At 57.9% G+C, this 14,922-nt stretch carries 25 protein-coding genes; 17 read left to right on the top strand and 8 right to left on the bottom strand.

The window, feature by feature from the left end:
• Positions 1–60 precede the first annotated feature (60 nt).
• The 3 genes from CKW24_RS28465 to CKW24_RS16415 are packed head-to-tail and all read right to left on the bottom strand — an operon-like array spanning position 61 to position 670.
• The gene (locus tag CKW24_RS28465) at positions 61–195 is read right to left on the bottom strand and encodes a hypothetical protein (RefSeq protein ID WP_256585490.1); all 135 of its coding nucleotides are present in this window, start codon (positions 193–195) and stop codon (positions 61–63) included.
• Positions 192–425 (bottom strand): hypothetical protein, encoded by a 234-nt coding sequence (locus CKW24_RS16420; protein ID WP_095169227.1) that lies wholly within the window; start codon positions 423–425, stop codon positions 192–194. Before CKW24_RS16420 ends, CKW24_RS28465 begins: the two co-directional genes overlap by 4 nt.
• The gene (locus CKW24_RS16415) at positions 422–670 is read right to left on the bottom strand and encodes a hypothetical protein (protein ID WP_095169226.1); all 249 of its coding nucleotides are present in this window, start codon (positions 668–670) and stop codon (positions 422–424) included. The genes CKW24_RS16420 and CKW24_RS16415 overlap by 4 nt, the downstream gene beginning before the upstream one ends.
• A gap of 588 nt (positions 671–1,258) precedes the next feature.
• Between CKW24_RS16415 and CKW24_RS16410 the strand changes: the two genes are divergently transcribed.
• The gene (locus tag CKW24_RS16410) at positions 1,259–1,477 is read left to right on the top strand and encodes a hypothetical protein (RefSeq protein WP_095169225.1); all 219 of its coding nucleotides are present in this window, start codon (positions 1,259–1,261) and stop codon (positions 1,475–1,477) included.
• Here CKW24_RS16410 and CKW24_RS28190 read toward each other — a convergent pair.
• Entirely contained in the window at positions 1,464–1,625 is a 162-nt protein-coding gene (locus CKW24_RS28190) for a hypothetical protein (protein ID WP_159987303.1), read from the bottom strand. The two genes, CKW24_RS16410 and CKW24_RS28190, sit on opposite strands and share 14 nt — an antisense overlap.
• A 490-nt stretch (positions 1,626–2,115) precedes the next feature.
• Here CKW24_RS28190 and CKW24_RS16405 point away from each other — a divergent pair, with 490 nt between their 5' ends.
• The gene (locus CKW24_RS16405; protein ID WP_095169224.1) at positions 2,116–2,433 is read left to right on the top strand and encodes a DUF1654 domain-containing protein; all 318 of its coding nucleotides are present in this window, start codon (positions 2,116–2,118) and stop codon (positions 2,431–2,433) included.
• Between the two features lie 47 nt (positions 2,434–2,480).
• Here CKW24_RS16405 and CKW24_RS16400 read toward each other — a convergent pair whose 3' ends face one another.
• From CKW24_RS16400 to CKW24_RS16385, 4 genes are all read right to left on the bottom strand, one after another.
• Positions 2,481–2,939 carry a Panacea domain-containing protein gene (locus CKW24_RS16400; RefSeq protein ID WP_095169223.1) on the bottom strand — a complete coding sequence of 153 codons (459 nt, stop codon included), beginning with the start codon at positions 2,937–2,939 and terminating at the stop codon, positions 2,481–2,483.
• Complete coding sequence (locus tag CKW24_RS16395; protein WP_095169222.1) at positions 2,936–3,928, bottom strand: hypothetical protein; 993 nt, start codon at positions 3,926–3,928, stop codon at positions 2,936–2,938. The genes CKW24_RS16400 and CKW24_RS16395 overlap by 4 nt, the downstream gene beginning before the upstream one ends.
• Before the next feature lie 140 nt (positions 3,929–4,068).
• A complete protein-coding gene (locus CKW24_RS16390; protein ID WP_256585497.1) occupies positions 4,069–4,203 on the bottom strand; it encodes a hypothetical protein in 135 nt (44 codons plus the stop codon).
• 3 nt (positions 4,204–4,206) lie between these two features.
• Positions 4,207–5,010 (bottom strand): XRE family transcriptional regulator, encoded by an 804-nt coding sequence (locus CKW24_RS16385; protein ID WP_095169221.1) that lies wholly within the window; start codon positions 5,008–5,010, stop codon positions 4,207–4,209.
• 101 nt (positions 5,011–5,111) lie between these two features.
• On the opposite strand from CKW24_RS16385, the gene CKW24_RS16380 reads away from it, so the two are divergent.
• The 15 genes from CKW24_RS16380 to CKW24_RS16305 all read left to right on the top strand — a co-directional run bounded on the left by CKW24_RS16380 (position 5,112) and on the right by CKW24_RS16305 (position 14,921).
• A complete protein-coding gene (locus tag CKW24_RS16380; protein ID WP_095169220.1) occupies positions 5,112–5,351 on the top strand; it encodes a YdaS family helix-turn-helix protein in 240 nt (79 codons plus the stop codon).
• Between the two features lie 37 nt (positions 5,352–5,388).
• Entirely contained in the window at positions 5,389–5,583 is a 195-nt protein-coding gene (locus CKW24_RS16375) for a hypothetical protein (protein ID WP_256585488.1), read from the top strand.
• 19 nt (positions 5,584–5,602) lie between these two features.
• Complete coding sequence (locus CKW24_RS16370; RefSeq protein ID WP_095111156.1) at positions 5,603–5,815, top strand: hypothetical protein; 213 nt, start codon at positions 5,603–5,605, stop codon at positions 5,813–5,815.
• A gap of 195 nt (positions 5,816–6,010) precedes the next feature.
• On the top strand, positions 6,011–6,817 hold the full coding sequence (locus tag CKW24_RS16365; protein WP_095169219.1) for a phage replication protein: 807 nt from the start codon (positions 6,011–6,013) through the stop codon (positions 6,815–6,817).
• Positions 6,807–7,613 (top strand): ATP-binding protein, encoded by an 807-nt coding sequence (locus CKW24_RS16360; protein WP_095169218.1) that lies wholly within the window; start codon positions 6,807–6,809, stop codon positions 7,611–7,613. Before CKW24_RS16365 ends, CKW24_RS16360 begins: the two co-directional genes overlap by 11 nt.
• A 1-nt stretch (position 7,614) precedes the next feature.
• A complete protein-coding gene (locus CKW24_RS16355; protein ID WP_095169217.1) occupies positions 7,615–8,079 on the top strand; it encodes a recombination protein NinB in 465 nt (154 codons plus the stop codon).
• A gap of 199 nt (positions 8,080–8,278) precedes the next feature.
• Complete coding sequence (locus tag CKW24_RS16345) at positions 8,279–8,860, top strand: recombination protein NinG (protein WP_095169216.1); 582 nt, start codon at positions 8,279–8,281, stop codon at positions 8,858–8,860.
• Complete coding sequence (locus CKW24_RS16340) at positions 8,857–9,438, top strand: hypothetical protein (RefSeq protein ID WP_095169215.1); 582 nt, start codon at positions 8,857–8,859, stop codon at positions 9,436–9,438. Before CKW24_RS16345 ends, CKW24_RS16340 begins: the two co-directional genes overlap by 4 nt.
• A gap of 504 nt (positions 9,439–9,942) precedes the next feature.
• Positions 9,943–10,272: a phage holin, lambda family gene (locus CKW24_RS16335; protein WP_095169214.1), complete on the top strand. Its 330-nt coding sequence runs from the start codon at positions 9,943–9,945 to the stop codon at positions 10,270–10,272.
• A gap of 3 nt (positions 10,273–10,275) precedes the next feature.
• A complete protein-coding gene (locus CKW24_RS16330) occupies positions 10,276–10,470 on the top strand; it encodes a hypothetical protein (RefSeq protein ID WP_095169213.1) in 195 nt (64 codons plus the stop codon).
• A 57-nt stretch (positions 10,471–10,527) separates the two neighbouring features.
• The gene (locus CKW24_RS16325) at positions 10,528–10,716 is read left to right on the top strand and encodes a hypothetical protein (protein ID WP_095169212.1); all 189 of its coding nucleotides are present in this window, start codon (positions 10,528–10,530) and stop codon (positions 10,714–10,716) included.
• The gene (locus CKW24_RS16320) at positions 10,717–11,022 is read left to right on the top strand and encodes a hypothetical protein (RefSeq protein ID WP_095169211.1); all 306 of its coding nucleotides are present in this window, start codon (positions 10,717–10,719) and stop codon (positions 11,020–11,022) included.
• Positions 11,023–11,449: 427 nt separating this feature from the next.
• On the top strand, positions 11,450–12,049 hold the full coding sequence (locus CKW24_RS16315; RefSeq protein WP_095169210.1) for a hypothetical protein: 600 nt from the start codon (positions 11,450–11,452) through the stop codon (positions 12,047–12,049).
• 2 nt (positions 12,050–12,051) lie between these two features.
• A complete protein-coding gene (locus tag CKW24_RS16310; protein ID WP_095169209.1) occupies positions 12,052–13,539 on the top strand; it encodes a terminase in 1,488 nt (495 codons plus the stop codon).
• 2 nt (positions 13,540–13,541) lie between these two features.
• Complete coding sequence (locus CKW24_RS16305; RefSeq protein WP_095169208.1) at positions 13,542–14,921, top strand: DUF4055 domain-containing protein; 1,380 nt, start codon at positions 13,542–13,544, stop codon at positions 14,919–14,921.
• The last annotated feature ends 1 nt before the right edge of the window (position 14,922 follow it).

Genomic DNA, 14,922 nt, shown 5'->3' with positions numbered 1-14,922 from the left:
GGGTTAGGGCGGGGAAAGAGCCGCGCCAGATCAGCAGGCGGCGCGCCCGCTGGTGAGCCGTCACGACACCCTCGCAATCAACATGCCGCGGCGCGTTTTGATCTTGATGCGCTGCGGTAGATCGGCCACCAGAAAAAAGCCCTGGCGCTGCAGGGCTTCGGCCATTGCTTTGGCGTTACGAGCGATGATGGTCATGCTGCAGCTCCCTGCGTGATCGAAGCGTTGTAGGTGTCGTAGATCTGGTCGATGCGTGCCCGGTAGTGCCGGTGCTCATCGTCGTCGATGGCGCGCAACATGTAGGCGAGGGTGATGACTGATGTCGCTGCCGAGCTGGCGTTGGGCTTGCCGAGGTCGCGAATCATGTTGTTGATTTCACCCTCGATCCAGGTGACCGCCGTCTGGTGGTCGCGATGCTGCTGGCTCATGTCTTTTCTCCATTCATGCCGAAGAAGTCACCGATTTGTTCAACTGCTGCGTTGATGCGCTTGGCGGCGGCCTTGCGCTCCTGCAATTGCAGCGCGGCGCGGACCGCCTGAGCTTCACTCAGCGCCAGTGCGGCAGCCTCGTAATCGTGGAAGCCGTCTTCCTTCGGAGCTTTGGGTCGCCCCCAATCGTCGAAGCGCTTGTCCCACTCTCGAGCCTGGGCGCTGTCTGCATAGCTGGTGGACATGGGCGCCTCCAGAGTGGCGGGTGTTGATCCAACAAAACTCGGCTGCACTCATCCATTCCGCTGGTTGCCGTTGGGCGCGGAGGGGAGTGCATGCGAGTGGTGTCGGGGAAGGGGGATGCAGGCGGGGAGCGCTTCCTCCCGTGCGTCGAGTCTGGCCAGCTATGCCCTCGGACTCGCCTACTGTCCGCTGCCTGTCAGGGTATTGGGCGCAGCCTTCAGGCTTGCTGCGCCACGCAGGTGGATCAGTCAGCTATTACATGATGGTCATCCTCCTATGGTTCGCTCACTGGGAAGGCAGTGGCCACCTATCAAGCTGTGATTGCAGGGGGCCGCGTTGCGCGGTGCAGAATCGTCCGCATCGGGGTGTGATCTGACCCAATCCACCGACCAGGCATCGAGGCCGCGCCTTCGTCGCAACCAGATCACACTCCGATGCGGCCTGGTGCTGGGGAGTACCAGGTGCTCGGGCAGTTATCGTCAAGCTGACGTGGTGCAGTTTGTTTAGTGGCTAGCAGCCATCTCACCACTACGCAGGTGACGCACTTCCCGGATATGCTGAGAGTTCCACCAATCAGCAAGGAAAGACTTATGCAGATTTCTGCAGTATGTGCAGCGTGCGGGAGCAAGATGCTCGTAATTCCAGATGACGATGAGGTCGACCAGATGGTCCGATGCAGCGAATGCAGCGCGGATATCGGGGATAAAGCGGCTGTTACGGCAAAGTTGAGAGAGGCAGCCCAGAAAGAGGCCGACAAGCTTGTTCAGGACATGAAAAAGCGTCTCGATAAAGCGTTCAAGCGTCGCTGATATCGCCTCTAGCGCCTTTAGCATCTTGCTCTAGGCGCTCCTTCACCTTCTCGTACACTGCCGCTGCCAATTGCTCGACGATCAAGTCGAACTCTTCCTCGCCCTTCTTCGGGAATCGCACTTCGACTTGCAGGGCTTGTGTTTTCATGGCGCTTTCCTCGGTTGATTTCCCGTCTGGCCCTGTCGCCAAGGCCAGCCAGTGAAATCTGTTGTCCGCCCCATGCTTGGCGCCTCGGTTTCCCCACCTGGCCGGCGTCACACATTTCGTGTTCGGTGTTCTTCGCCGGCTGGCTTGCATGGTTTGGCGTTCTCCCTTGTAGGGAGTCCGGCCAGTTCCAGAGCTGGCATGGAGATCGAATTTGTTGCTCGCGCTGTGCCCATGTCTGGGGATCGATCTGCGAGGTTCCCGAGCTGTTAAAGAGCGGCGGGTCTGTTGAGGCCCTTCGCAGTCCCTGTAGCGCTGCGATGGACGTAAATTAGCAACTGCTAAATAATACGTCAATAGCAAATGCTAAATTGATTTGGCGAGCGCTGTTTTGCCACCACTCCCTGCTCGCCGGGAATTGGTAGTTACATTTCTGTAAAGCTTCGCTATAGTCTGTCTGTACTGGATGGATATACAGCATTTGGAGTTGCAAATGACGAAGGCGAAGAAGCAGGGAAAACCAGCGCAGAGGGAAGAAATCAGCGGGGTAGAGCGGTTGGGACTACGCGTATCCTCGATGATTAATCACCCGGCGGCGCAGGTTCAGCGCTGGGTAACGATCCATCGCCTGGATACGGATGGCGATCGCGAGTGGGAGGAGGTGATGGGATTTCTATCCGAGACGGACGGGATAGACATGACGTTCAACGACGACGAGTCGGTGACCCTGAAGTGGGAGCCTCAGGCTGAGGAGGATCGCGTGGTTGAAGTGGATGACGCATTTGCCATTGAGGAGCCAGCGCCTTTCTGACGACCACAAAAAAGCCCGCGCTAGGCGGGCTTAAGCGATCATTTCCTCTACCGGCTGAAGTCTCTAGCTAGCGAGACAAGGTCAAGCACAGCATATCTGTCGCTAGCTTTTACCGGGTATGTCGAATAAACGTAATCAATGAAGGAATTGAAATACATTGATTTCGTTTTCTCAATAACAGCATCCAGTATCTCTACGTCTCTGTCGGAAAGATCAATTTCTCGGTCGTCGCCGCAAAACTCTACTAAATGCTTAGAAGAGCCATAATGGTTTTCTTGGTGGAGGATGTTGAAAGATCGACTTCCTTTGGCTGAGTCGACAACATCGTCTACGTACGGGCCGTAGTGATTAAATACCCATCGGATGTCAGTTAGTTGCTCTTCGTCAAGCAAGGCTGAAAACCAATCGGCCAAATAAACAAGTTTTGTGAGCCTGGCTTTGGATAGCTCATGCTTGTGTGGGTAGTTGCTGCAGAGGTAAGCCACTATGTTTTGAGTTCTGTTCATTTGGCGCCTCCTTTTTTGAAGTCTTTAAGAAAATCTTTCTCCACTGAGTCCGGCGCAGACTTAATGTGCGCCTCTCTATTTAGCTCTAAGCCATCGCGTAGGAATTTTGAGTGTATTCCTTGGTACTCAGAGCAGTAGGCGACAATCTCGGTTTCGATGCATTTAGCTGAAACATTTAGAAAATCCTCATTGGTGCTTTCAAAGACGATAACCCCTGTGTGAGAGTCTGCGTCAGATATGGCTATCGCCACGTATCTGCAGCTCTTCATGGCGAAGCCTAGGGTTTGCGCATCCTTAAAACCATAGGTTTTTCCCATGTATACAAGGTATTCTGCCCGGTTTATGAACCCTGGGCAATGCCTTTCGACATGCTGCTGATGCTGCCAGGCCTGACCGATGACCCCTTGATTTAGGGCGAATTTTTGCCTGTGGGATTTTGCATAAACCGGATTTTTCGAATGTCTTGCTAGAAGATAAAAATCACTTCCGTGCTCATAATAGATTGACACACGCTCATGAGTTGTTAGTCCTAGACTCTTGTAGGCGGCCTTTAGGTGAGTTGTTACGAGCTCTGTATGTAAAAGTCTGAGTGACGACTTAAGTGATTCTATGGTTTCTTGGTAGCCGTTTATTTCATTGTTTAAGTCCGGAATAGAGTTGTTCTGCAGCCTCAGAGAATCGATAGTGGACCTCTGTGCATTCGAATCGATGTAGTTTCCTATTCCGCCAAGTACGGAAAGCCCGGTGCCTGCTATCATCCATACTACAGGGTAACGAAAAATGACTGACGCATGGCTCCATAATGTAGTCGCTGCACTCCACTCTTCATCTAGCTTGAATCCGCTGGCAAATGCGCCCCCAAAAGCTAAAAGCACGGTGCCGACCACTGTCATGACAATATACAGGCTGCTATTAAGCTTGGTTCCAAGATCTCCTAGGGGATTGCCTTCCCCGGAAAATCCAAAATGTTTAAAAAATCCCTTTCTCATAATTTCCAGGTTCTATTTTTTGGCTTTAGTCAGTAGCCAAATAGGATAGTTTTGGCTCCAGGTATTTTTGATTCCGAGTAATCAGCACACCCCAATCACTCCTCCCCAGCCTGCATCATCTGGTAGAGCCCGATTACTGCCTAGGCGTCATGCTCGTCCCCGGCCTTGCTCAATATTTCAGCAATCCGCATCAGCTCGACAGCCGACCACTTCACTTCGGAGGCGATGTTCTGCAGGTCGCGCTTCAGGTCTTGGTTGGGTTTGGTGAGGGTCATGGGTCACACCGGATTCCCATTCCAGACGTAAAGAACTCGAGCGAGGATATGTGTGTCATCCACGCGAATCTCTTCTGGATCGTGGTGCTTGTTGTCCGAGATCATCTTGAAGCGATCCTTGCCTTTCTTCTGCAGGCGCTTCACGTACAGCATTTCGTCGTGGGAGAAGAGGTAGATCCCATCCCCGGTGAACTCCCGGGTCGTGATGTCGACCAGTAGCGGATCACGGTCCTTGATCGTCGGCGCCATCGATTGGCCCCAGCCGGTGATCATCTTGAGGTGGAAGTGCTCCTTGAAGGTGACACCCATCTCGCGCAGATGCTTGGGGCTCACCCTGATATCCTGAAGCATTTCGGGGTATTCGTGCGGAATCTGCCCGCCACCCATGGCTGCGCGTACGTCGTAGTGAGCAATCCACACTTCATCGCCAACCTGGCCTGGGCGCGAGAAGTCGCCCGCCAGAACATTGCTCTTCTGGGGCTCATCCGCAACAGCAAGCAAACGGTTCCGCGCCTCGTCGGACAGTCCTTTAACTTTTGCTAGAGCCAGCTTCAGCTGTTCGGTCGCAGATGCCGCTGGCGTTATCGGAGCCTGTTCTTCGGGTGCGGGCGGGCTGACCAGGCTTCCTTTCGGGAGGCCGATCTTGTCTTCCAGGTTCGCCGCCGCTTTCTCGCCGAGATTCCTGTGCCCATTCAAAATTTGGGACAGGTACGACGCATCCAAGCCGTGCTGATTGGCGAAGTCTTTCTGGGATGCCCCGGCCATGACGGCTTTGAGGGCTTTCACTCGGGTTTGGTTGATGTCCATTTGCCAATAATCGCTTTCAGTTAGCAATCAGTAAATTACGGTCTGCTATTGCTTGAAGGATTAGCAATTGCTAATCTGGCTGGCAATACGGAGGTGCACCCATGAATTTGCACGACTACATCAAGCCATTCGACAAGCAGGCCCTTGAAGACTTTGCGACTAGCTGCGGGACGACCGTCGGCCAGATCAAGCAGGTTGCATATGGCTATCGGCGCCCGGGTGCAGCTCTCGCTATCAGCATCGAGCGTGAATCCTCGCGTTCGGTGACCTGTGAAGTGATGCGTCCCGATATCGACTGGGCCTATCTGCGCAGTTCTGAGCCAACCAAATCTGCCGCTTAACCCAATTTCAACAGCCAGGAGCACGACCCGTATGTACATGGACCCCAATCAAAAGCGCGCCATTCCGGTGAAGGTTCGTTTCGAACCTGTGCTGGATCGGATCCTGCGCAAGGCCGCCACAAAAACCCGCATGCAGCACGCGACCTACCTCTACGAAATCATCGAGTGGGCCGTTGCCAACGGCGTGATCGACGAACTCATGCAGGACAAACAAGAAGATATCGCGGGGTGAAGCCCCTTTGGAGGGCCGAATGACCGTAATTCTTGAAAAGCTGCCGCCGGCTCACAGGCAAGAAATCCAGAGGTTGATGAACAACAACGGCTGGAGCCTTGAGCGGGCATTGAACGAAATGGTGGAAGCGTCCATTGCAGCAGGGGCGCTTTCAGTCGTTGGGCGGAGGAAGGCCAAGGTGCTTCAGTTGGTGACCCCAATCAGGGCCTCTTGCAGGGACTCTTCAGGGTAATTGAGAGGGCCTCTGCCAAATCCGAGACGAAAAAAAGCCGGGGTAGTGACCCGGCTCTCTTAAATCGCTTGTGGAGCAAATCATGCACCATCAAACCGAATCGATCAATACCCCTGCCAATGTCGCGACACGTTTTTCGAATTCTGAAAACGTGTCGCGCTTCTGTTCAGTCCCTATTTTCGGAGGGCACTGATCATGGCCCGCGCAAGAAACATAAAACCGGCCCTGTTCAAGAACGAAGTCTTGGGCGTGGCCGATCCAATGCTGACGCTGTTGTTCGAAGGGCTCTGGCTGCTCGCTGACAAAGCAGGGCGCCTTGAGGATCGCCCTCTGCGTATCAAGGGTGAGCTGTTTCCCTATCGTGATGGCATCGATACCGAAGGGTTGCTGGCCTGGCTCGCATCTGAAGGATTCATCACTCGCTACACCGTCGGCGGGAAGCGCTTCATCCAGGTCGAGAACTTCGACAAACATCAGAACCCGCATCGTAATGAACCGGAGTCAGTTATCCCTTCTGCATCAGAGGGTTGTATCACTACCGATTTTGGCGGAACTACTTCTGCCATTCTCGGAAGCGCTCCGGCTGATTCTCTGATTCCTGATTCCGGATCCCTGACTGCTGATCCCCTCAACCCGTCAACGCCTCCGGCATTGCCGACTTCGCCGAGCGATGACCTGTTCCCGAAGTTCTGGAAGCTGTACCCGAACAAGAAGGGCAAGGCTGCTGCGGAGAAGGCGTGGAAGAAACTCAAGGCCACTGATGGCTTGTTCGCAGTGATCGCTGAAGGCTTGGCCAGGCAGGTGGTGTGCACCGAGTGGACCAAGGACGGCGGCCAGTTCATCCCGCACCCAGCAACCTGGTTGAACGGCAGGCGCTGGGAGGACGAGGTGAAGTCTGCCAGCAACGTGCACCAATTCCCGCAATCCCGCCACAACGGTTTCGCTGATCGCGACTACACCGCGGGCCTGACTCAGCGGGAGGATGGCACCTATGCGTTCTGACAAGATCGTTTCGATGCCCGCCGCGACCCCGGCGCCGCAGCAGACCACAGGTGTGTGCGATGACCACGGCCAGTTCCCGCAGCAGGTGAACCTGATCTTCGGTCGCGAGTTCAAGACCGGGTGCCCAGAGTGCAGCCGAATCCGCCGCGAGGAAGAAGCCGCCCGCGCCGAAGCCCAGGAAGCCCTGGCCCTGCGCATGCGGATGGCTGAGAAGCTTGGCGCCGCGCTGATCCCCAAGCGTTTCGCGGGCAAGACCTTCGCCGGATACATCGCCGACACCACCGAGCAGCAAAAGGCGCTGAAGACCTGCATGCGATACGCCGCCGAGTTCAAGCAAATCGCTGCTGCTGGCCGCTGCCTGTTGCTGCTGGGCAAGCCCGGCACCGGCAAGACGCACCTGTCGGTAGCGATTGCCAACGAGATCATGGCCAAGTCGAGCGACACCGCCGTGTACCGCACGATCGGCTCTGTCCTGCAGGCCATCCGTGCGACCTATGACCACGCCGGCGACAAGAGCGAAAGCCAGATTCTCGCGAGCCTCATCAGTCCCTCGTTGCTGATCCTCGACGAGATCGGTGTGAGCAAGGAGAAGCCCAGCGACTTCGAGCTGACCACCCTGTTCGCCATCATCAACGGTCGCTACGAAGAGCTTCGGCCCACCGTCATCGTTTCCAACCTCGACGCGAAGGCTTTGGCTACGGCTATCGGTGAGCGTTGCGCAGACAGGCTTCGGGAGGGCGGGGTGATCGTTATCCCGTTTGAGTGGGAATCGCAGCGCGGCAAGGAGGGGTTCTGACATGACCAACGTCATCCACAAGCCGCGCCACTTCTGGTCGGCTGGACCGTCGCGGATTCGCGAGGTGTTGCGGCTGGCCTACCTGTTCGCCACTGAGCTATCCGCCGCCGGCGCCGTCGAGGTGATCGTCCGTCCGGTGAAGTCCCGCCGCACCCTGGAGCAGAACGCCAAGCTGTGGGCAATGCTGGGCGATATCTCTCGCCAGGTTGAATGGCCGGTCAATGGCGTGATGCAGAAGCTCGACAGCGAAGACTGGAAGGCCCTGATGACGGCAGCAGCTCGCCAGGAGATACGCATGGCCCAGGGCATCAACGGCGGCGTAGTGATGCTGGGGGAGAGTACCAAGCGCATGACCGTGGCTGAGCTGGGCGACGTGATCGAGTGCATGTACGCCTTCGGCGCCGACAAGGGCGTCACCTGGAGCGAGCCGAAAGGGCAGATGCCAGAGCAATGGGAGGCGGCATGAGTCCACTCAACTGCGAATGCCATCGCTGTATCGCCGAGCACAAACTGGGTGCAAAAGGCCCGCTTGGATGGCTCCCTTTGTCATCCGTGAAAATGATCTTGTGCTCGGTGTGCGGCTGCAAGCGGTGTCCTCGAGCGAGCGATCACGATCTGGCATGCACCGACAGTAACGCCCCCGGACAGCCTGGGAGCGTGTACCAATGACCATTGAGCGCAAGCAACCCAAGCCCAAGACCTGCCGCAACCCAGCATGCAGGGCCTCATTCGTGCCTCAGCGCCTCGGGCAGGCGGTGTGCAACTACACCTGCGGCCTTGCCATCAAGGACGTGAACCAGGAGAAGGCGCGCAAGTCACTGGCCCAGGTCGAGCGCCGCGAGATCAAGGTCCGCAAGGAGAAGCTGAAGAGCCGGGCCGAGCACCTCAAAGATACGCAGATCGCCTTCAACGCTTGGGTGCGCGAGCGTGACGCCGAGCTTCCTTGCATCAGCTGTGGCCGGCACCACCAGGGCAAGTATGACGCTGGCCATTACCGCACCGTCGGTAGCAACCCAGCATTGCGCTTCGAGCCGCTGAATTGCCACCGCCAGTGCTCGCCGTGCAACACCCAGCTGTCTGGGAACATCGTGAACTACCGAATAGCACTGGTGACGCGGATCGGCGCCGAGGCCGTTGATTGGCTGGAAGGCCCCCATGAGGCCAAGAAGTACACCGTCGAAGAGTTGAAGGCGATGACCGCCGACTACCGGGCAAAAACAAGAGAGCTGAAGGGGAGAGCGGCATGAAGATCAACTCAGCACGCCAGGCATGGCACGACTGCAACTACAACCCGGCCCCGGGCCAGACCTCTGACGTTGTGCAGTTGGGCGTGGTGGTGCAGAGCACCGAGCGCGGGCCCACGGCAAACCACGCGGTACACGGGGCACTGGCTGGGCATATCCAGTCGGCAATCGCCCGGCTGCATCCGCAGATCCGCGTCTTCGGTGACTTCATGTACGCCGCTGAGCAGAGCGACGACATCCGAGAAGCCGCCGAAGAGGTCGTGTTCCTGATGGTGGTCGGCAAGTCGCCCCGGATGACGGCCGCCAAGCGCGAGAAGCTGGAGTATGTGGTGAAGGGCGTGATGCGCCGGTACCGGCACATGCACCAAGGCGGCCAGTCGGCCAACGAGGACCCGCTCGCCAACGCCGAGAAGTTCCGGGCGTGGATGTGGCAGTTCTACGACGTGCGACTGGAATCGTGCAACTGGGAGAGGGATTGGGGTGGAGTGCTGCATATGGTCTTCGAGTGCTGCGAGGATTTGGACCGTCGTGCGCTCAGCCCCATAGCGGCAGTAATTTACGAGATGCGCGAGGCCGCATGAGGGCCTATTGCGTTCCCGTGCGGCTCGTGGCATGATTTCGCCACTGTTAGAGTTTTGCCTTCGGCAACTTACTCACTGATCCAAGAAAACCCGGCCCTCGCGCCGGGTTTTTTCGTTTTCGGCACAGCCACACCCATTGCTCCGAGCTGGGAGTGCCGCTGGAGCTGACTCATTCACCGCAGCCAGGACGGCCTCACGGAAGGCCTGGACACTGATAAGCCGGCAAGTGCAGTGCTACGACAAAACACCGGCAGCCCGCGCACCCTTACCTCACCATGCTGTCAGGGTGGCGCGAGACTGGATCAGCGAGACCGATGCAATGGGCGTCGGCGTTGTGAACGTCTTTGGCTAGCAGCGTGGGAAGACACGCGCACCTATTCAGGGCCTCTGCATTCGCAGGGGCGTTTTCGTATCTGGCACCCACGCCATTGTCTTTGCTCCGAGCGAATGAGAGAGGCGGGGAGTGCTGGACCTATTCTCTCTCCCCGAAAGGGAGGAATCCGGATGCCGCCAATGCCTGAAAAACCAGACACCTGGCTCATCGCCATGGCCTGGCTCAGCCAGCATGCCCCGATGTTCTATGCGGCGGCGTTGTCTTGCTGGATCGCCTTCCTGCGCGTCATCTACGGCGGCGGTGGACGGCGGCAAGCCCTGCTTGAGTCCTGCCTGTGCGGTGCGATCACCGCCGGGGCATTCCCGCTGCTTGAGTATTTCAACCTCCCATCGAGCCTTGCAGCCGCCGTCGGCGCTGTCATTGGCACCCTCGGTGTGAAGAAGGTTGCCGCCCTGGCTGACCGATTCACCGACTTCAAATTGCCTAAGCGGCAGGAGTGACCCATGCAACTGATCGACAACTGGAAGCAAGCGCTGAGCATGACTAGCGTTCAGGCGGGTGGCGCGATTGCTGCCCTGGGTATCGCCGAGCAGCTACTGCTGCAACTGCAGGCCGTGCTGCCACCGGTGGCCTACGGGGTGCTTGGCCTCCTGGTGATGATTGCCCGGGTGATCCTCCAGCCAAAGCTCAGCAAGTAGCCAGACCCGCGAGAGGTTGGGCGAATCAGCAATTTGTGTCGCGACATTGGAGAGAGCATGAGCAACGTCACTCGCCTGCATCACGCCCTGCCACTCAGTCCTGCCATCAACAAGGCGGTCACTGAACTGGATAGTGCCATCGCCAAGGCGATCGATGCTGCCAAGGCTGCTGGCCTGCCTCAAGGTCTAGTCGTATCCCTTCTGCATGGGCACGCCCAACTGCAGACAAACATCATGGTGAGTTGAATGAGCGTCAAGGTGCTGGAGTTCAAGCGCCCCGATGAGCCGCACTCAGCCGGAGAGGCCATCTGCACCCACTGCAAGCATGAATGGGTGGCAGTGGCGCCGGCGGGCCAGCGGAATCTGGAGTGCCCGTCCTGCGGTTCAGCCAGGGGAGTATTCAAGTGGCCCTTTGGTCCATCTGTAGGGGATGAGGGCTACAAGTGCAATTGCGGCTGCGAGGACTTCTTCATCATGCGGCGCGGCTTGCAGGCCAGCGGCACAGTGTTCTGCCGTGGATGTGGTACAGAAGCCACCGGCTGGTTTGAGTGAGGCGTGCTGCAGGTGAGTGCAGCACGCCAAGCCAAGCTTTCCAGCCTCTTAACCTAGCTCTCTTTCTAGGGCCTCCTGATAGCAAACAAGGTCTGAGGATCGTTGATTGGCCTCGTATGCCGCTTGGTAATGGTCGGCGCTTTCATCGCAGGCGTAGTTCGAGTTTCCGCCGAGTTCCCGCTCCAATGCCTTTTGATAGCACACTAGGTCACTAGCTCGCATCGTCGATTGATAGCGGTCTTGGTATGACTGGGCGCTATCGGAGCAGGAGCCATAAGGCGTATTGGCTGCAAAGGATGTAGTGCATGCAAGGCCGAATGCGCAAACAGCAAGAAGGGATTTGAGCGGGGTCATCCGTGAATCTCCGAGTAGGTATGTATTACCAATACCGGCATCATGCCATCATTTCAAGTCTCCGAGAGCCCCTATGACAACCAGGCAACTCGACTGGGAGGCGATCGAACGAGCCTACCGGGCCGGCGCGCTTTCCATCAGGACCATCGCTGATCGGAATGGAATCAGCGACACCGCAATCCGTAAGAAGGCCAAGGCCTCTGGGTGGGTTCGAGACCTCTCCGAGCAGGTACGAAAGGAGGTTCGCAACAAGCTGGTTCGCGGAGAGGTTCGCGACGGTCAATGTGCGAACCCTGAGCGAGACGCTGAGATCGTCGAAGAGGCGGCAGAAGAGGGCGCGACGGTTGTTCGCAGTCACCGCCGAGACATTCGCAAAGCCTCGAACCTTGCGAACCTATTGATGGATGATCTGCTGACGACCATTCAGCAGCGCGAATCCATCGAGGATGCCATCGAGGTAGAGACGCGGGATGACAGCAATGGCATGCGGCGGGCCAATATGCTCGGTGCCGTTTCGCTCCCAAGCAACGCCAAGACCCTGTTTCAGCTTTCCTCGGCTATGAAGAACCTTCAGGTTCTGGAGCGCCAGGCGTTCAATCTGGACGACAAGGAGCAATCCTCCGATGTGGACGAACTGTCCAACCTGATGGACGAATTATCGAAGGACGCCTGACCATGAAGCCCGAGCACAAGAAGCTGCTCAGGGATCGATTCTGGCGCCTGAACAATCTCTACTGGATTACCGACAAGAACGGTAAGAAGGTCCGCTTCCGCATGACGCAGGAGCAGATCGACTACTTCCAGGGCATGCACACCCGAAACATCATCCTCAAGGCTCGTCAGCTTGGGTTCACGACCCTGGTCTGTATCGTCCAGCTGGATGCTGCGCTGTTCGAGGCTGCCAAGTGCGCACTGATCGCTCACACCCTGCCGGACGCCAAGCGCCTGTTTCGGGAGAAGGTCAAGTATGCCTATGACAACCTGCCGGCTGAGATCAAGGCGGCCAACCCGGCACGCAATGACGCGGCGGGCGAGCTGGTATTCAGCAAAGGCGGATCGCTCTACGTGTCCACGTCCTTCCGGGGTGGGACTCTACGGTATCTGCACGTATCCGAGTTCGGGAAGATCTGCGCCAAGTATCCGCACAAGGCGCGGGAGATCGTCACCGGCGCCTTCGAGGCGGTGGCAGCAGATTGCTTTGTCACCATCGAGTCGACGGCAGAAGGCCGGGCCGGCTACTTCTTTGACTACTCGCAGAGCGCCGAGAAGCAGCAACTGTCCGGTACTCCGCTGGGCCTGCTCGACTGGAAATTCTTCTTCTTCAGCTGGTGGCGTAACCCGCTGTACTGGCTGGACCCGGCGACGGCGGTTATCCCACAGCGCCTGACCGACTACTTCAACGACCTGGAGGCCAAGCACGGCATCCAGACGAACCCGGGGCAGCGCGCCTGGTACACCGCCAAGGAAAAGACCCTCGGCGATGACATGAAGCGGGAATACCCATCGATCCCGGCCGAAGCCTTCCAGCAGTCGATCGAGGGAGCCTACTACGCCCAGCAGTTCACCAAGCTTTATGCAGCAGGGCGCATCGGAAAGCTGCCGAACAACTCGCACCTGCCGGTCATGACTATCTGGGACATCGGCGTCGGCGACTCAACGGCCATATGGTTCGTGCGTCAGGTCGGCACCGAGTACCACGTCATCGACTACTACGAGAACAGCGGCGAAGGCCTGCGCCACTACATGAAGGTGCTCAAGGACAAGGGTTACACCTATTCCGAGCACTGGGGGCCGCACGACATCGAAAACCGCGAGTTCGGTAGCGATGCCAAGAGCCGAAAGGACATCGCCAAAGAGGGCTACGAGATCGACGGCGTGAAATACAGCCTGAAGTTTCAGGTTGTCCCGAAGATCGGCGTGGACACTGGCATTGAAGCGGCTCGGGAGATCCTGCCGCGCTGCGTGTTCGATGAAGAGAAGTGCGACGAAGGCATCACCCACCTTGAGGGCTACCGCAAGGAGTGGGACGACAAGCGCGGGTGCTGGAAGGATCGACCGCTGCACGACAGCACCTCGCACGGCGCCGACGCCTTCCGTTACTTCGCCGTCGCCATGACCAAGCGCAAGCCAGCACCAACTACCACCACATCCCTGAGAATCTAACCATGAGCAACGACGACCCAAGCATCGCCCTGCCGGCGGTTGAGCGCATGCGCGAGCACTGGGCCATTGTTGATCCGCTGATGGGCGGAACTCAGGCAATGCGCAAGGCTGGCAACAAGCTCCTGCCGCAATACCCGGCCGAGGCTGACGACACCTACAAAGATCGCCTGGCCCTGTCCACGCTGCTCCCGGCCTACGCTGAGACGGTCAGCAGCAACACTTCCCGCGTATTCGCTGAGCCTCTTCAGTTGGGCGAGGACGTGCCTGAGCCAATCAAGCTGCTTTCCGCCGACATCGACCTGGGCGGCAACGACATCAATTCGTGGTCGGTCGAGTGGTTCCGCGAGGCGCTAGCTAAAGGCCTGTGTCACGCAATGATCGAGCATCAGCCGACCCGCGACGCTGAAGGCAACAAGCTGTACAAGACCGTCGCAGAGGAAGCCGCTGCTGGGGTTCGCCCTTACGCCGTCATCATCAGGCCGGGCCAGGTGCTCGGCTGGCGATTCGACGGTGGCAAACTGATGCAGGTTCGCTATATGGAGTCGGTCGAGGTCGCAGACGGTAACTTCGGCGTCAAGTGCGTGGATCAGGTCCGCGTGCTGGAGCCTGGCAGCTGGCGCACCTATCGAAAGGCCGAGAATGGCGGCGCATGGGAGCAAAACGATCAGGGCTCGACCAGCCTCACCTACATTCCATGGGTGACGTTCTACACGGGCCGCACCGGGCCAATGACGGCTAAGCCACCACTGCTCGAACTGGCTCACCTGAACGTCAAGCACTGGCAGTCACAGAGCGACCAGGACAACTTGTTGCACGTTGCCCGCGTCCCGCTGCTGTTCGTGTTCACGGACAACGAAGAATTCCAGCTGACTATCAGTTCGGCCAGCGCGACCCGCATGCCGAAGGACGGCAACGCCAAGTACGTCGAGCACACCGGAGCAGCAATCACCGCTGGCCGCGACTCGCTGAACGATCTGGTCGACGATATGCGTATGGCCGGGGCCAAGCTGCTCCAGAAGGACAAGCAGGCCGTGAAGACGGCGGCGCAGGCCAACGAGGAAGCGGCGCAGGAATTGTCCCCGCTGGCTCGCCTGGCTGGTCAGTTCGCTGACTGCATTGCTCAGCTCCTGCAGATCTTTGCCGATTACGGCAGCCTGCCTGACGGTGGCCACGTCGAAATGCGCGGCAACTTCGACAGCGACTTCGCGCCTGAAGTGTCACTGCCCAACCTGATCAGCATGGCCAACTCCGGCAAGCTCAGCGACGAAACGCTCTACTCCGAAATGCAGCGCCGAGGCGTCATCAGCGACGAACTGGATTGGCCGAAGGAGTTTGCGCGCATACAAACTCAACCCAGCAAAGGCGTGAGCCTGGACGATTAAC

The organism is Pseudomonas sp. Irchel 3H3 (genome assembly GCF_900187635.1).
Classification (GTDB): domain Bacteria; phylum Pseudomonadota; class Gammaproteobacteria; order Pseudomonadales; family Pseudomonadaceae; genus Aquipseudomonas.
The sequence above is the reverse complement of the archived record's forward strand: the minus strand, read 5'-3'. Positions and strand labels throughout refer to the sequence as shown.

Coding starts and splice junctions, on each gene's coding strand:
- CKW24_RS28465 (WP_256585490.1), bottom strand. CDS start 195: ATGACCATCATCGCTCGTAACGCCAAAGCAATGGCCGAAGCCCTGCAG.
- CKW24_RS16420 (WP_095169227.1), bottom strand. CDS start 425: ATGAGCCAGCAGCATCGCGACCACCAGACGGCGGTCACCTGGATCGAG.
- CKW24_RS16415 (WP_095169226.1), bottom strand. CDS start 670: ATGTCCACCAGCTATGCAGACAGCGCCCAGGCTCGAGAGTGGGACAAG.
- CKW24_RS16410 (WP_095169225.1), top strand. CDS start 1,259: ATGCAGATTTCTGCAGTATGTGCAGCGTGCGGGAGCAAGATGCTCGTA.
- CKW24_RS28190 (WP_159987303.1), bottom strand. CDS start 1,625: ATGAAAACACAAGCCCTGCAAGTCGAAGTGCGATTCCCGAAGAAGGGC.
- CKW24_RS16405 (WP_095169224.1), top strand. CDS start 2,116: ATGACGAAGGCGAAGAAGCAGGGAAAACCAGCGCAGAGGGAAGAAATC.
- CKW24_RS16400 (WP_095169223.1), bottom strand. CDS start 2,939: ATGAACAGAACTCAAAACATAGTGGCTTACCTCTGCAGCAACTACCCA.
- CKW24_RS16395 (WP_095169222.1), bottom strand. CDS start 3,928: ATGAGAAAGGGATTTTTTAAACATTTTGGATTTTCCGGGGAAGGCAAT.
- CKW24_RS16390 (WP_256585497.1), bottom strand. CDS start 4,203: ATGACCCTCACCAAACCCAACCAAGACCTGAAGCGCGACCTGCAGAAC.
- CKW24_RS16385 (WP_095169221.1), bottom strand. CDS start 5,010: ATGGACATCAACCAAACCCGAGTGAAAGCCCTCAAAGCCGTCATGGCC.
- CKW24_RS16380 (WP_095169220.1), top strand. CDS start 5,112: ATGAATTTGCACGACTACATCAAGCCATTCGACAAGCAGGCCCTTGAA.
- CKW24_RS16375 (WP_256585488.1), top strand. CDS start 5,389: ATGGACCCCAATCAAAAGCGCGCCATTCCGGTGAAGGTTCGTTTCGAA.
- CKW24_RS16370 (WP_095111156.1), top strand. CDS start 5,603: ATGACCGTAATTCTTGAAAAGCTGCCGCCGGCTCACAGGCAAGAAATC.
- CKW24_RS16365 (WP_095169219.1), top strand. CDS start 6,011: ATGGCCCGCGCAAGAAACATAAAACCGGCCCTGTTCAAGAACGAAGTC.
- CKW24_RS16360 (WP_095169218.1), top strand. CDS start 6,807: ATGCGTTCTGACAAGATCGTTTCGATGCCCGCCGCGACCCCGGCGCCG.
- CKW24_RS16355 (WP_095169217.1), top strand. CDS start 7,615: ATGACCAACGTCATCCACAAGCCGCGCCACTTCTGGTCGGCTGGACCG.
- CKW24_RS16345 (WP_095169216.1), top strand. CDS start 8,279: ATGACCATTGAGCGCAAGCAACCCAAGCCCAAGACCTGCCGCAACCCA.
- CKW24_RS16340 (WP_095169215.1), top strand. CDS start 8,857: ATGAAGATCAACTCAGCACGCCAGGCATGGCACGACTGCAACTACAAC.
- CKW24_RS16335 (WP_095169214.1), top strand. CDS start 9,943: ATGCCGCCAATGCCTGAAAAACCAGACACCTGGCTCATCGCCATGGCC.
- CKW24_RS16330 (WP_095169213.1), top strand. CDS start 10,276: ATGCAACTGATCGACAACTGGAAGCAAGCGCTGAGCATGACTAGCGTT.
- CKW24_RS16325 (WP_095169212.1), top strand. CDS start 10,528: ATGAGCAACGTCACTCGCCTGCATCACGCCCTGCCACTCAGTCCTGCC.
- CKW24_RS16320 (WP_095169211.1), top strand. CDS start 10,717: ATGAGCGTCAAGGTGCTGGAGTTCAAGCGCCCCGATGAGCCGCACTCA.
- CKW24_RS16315 (WP_095169210.1), top strand. CDS start 11,450: ATGACAACCAGGCAACTCGACTGGGAGGCGATCGAACGAGCCTACCGG.
- CKW24_RS16310 (WP_095169209.1), top strand. CDS start 12,052: ATGAAGCCCGAGCACAAGAAGCTGCTCAGGGATCGATTCTGGCGCCTG.
- CKW24_RS16305 (WP_095169208.1), top strand. CDS start 13,542: ATGAGCAACGACGACCCAAGCATCGCCCTGCCGGCGGTTGAGCGCATG.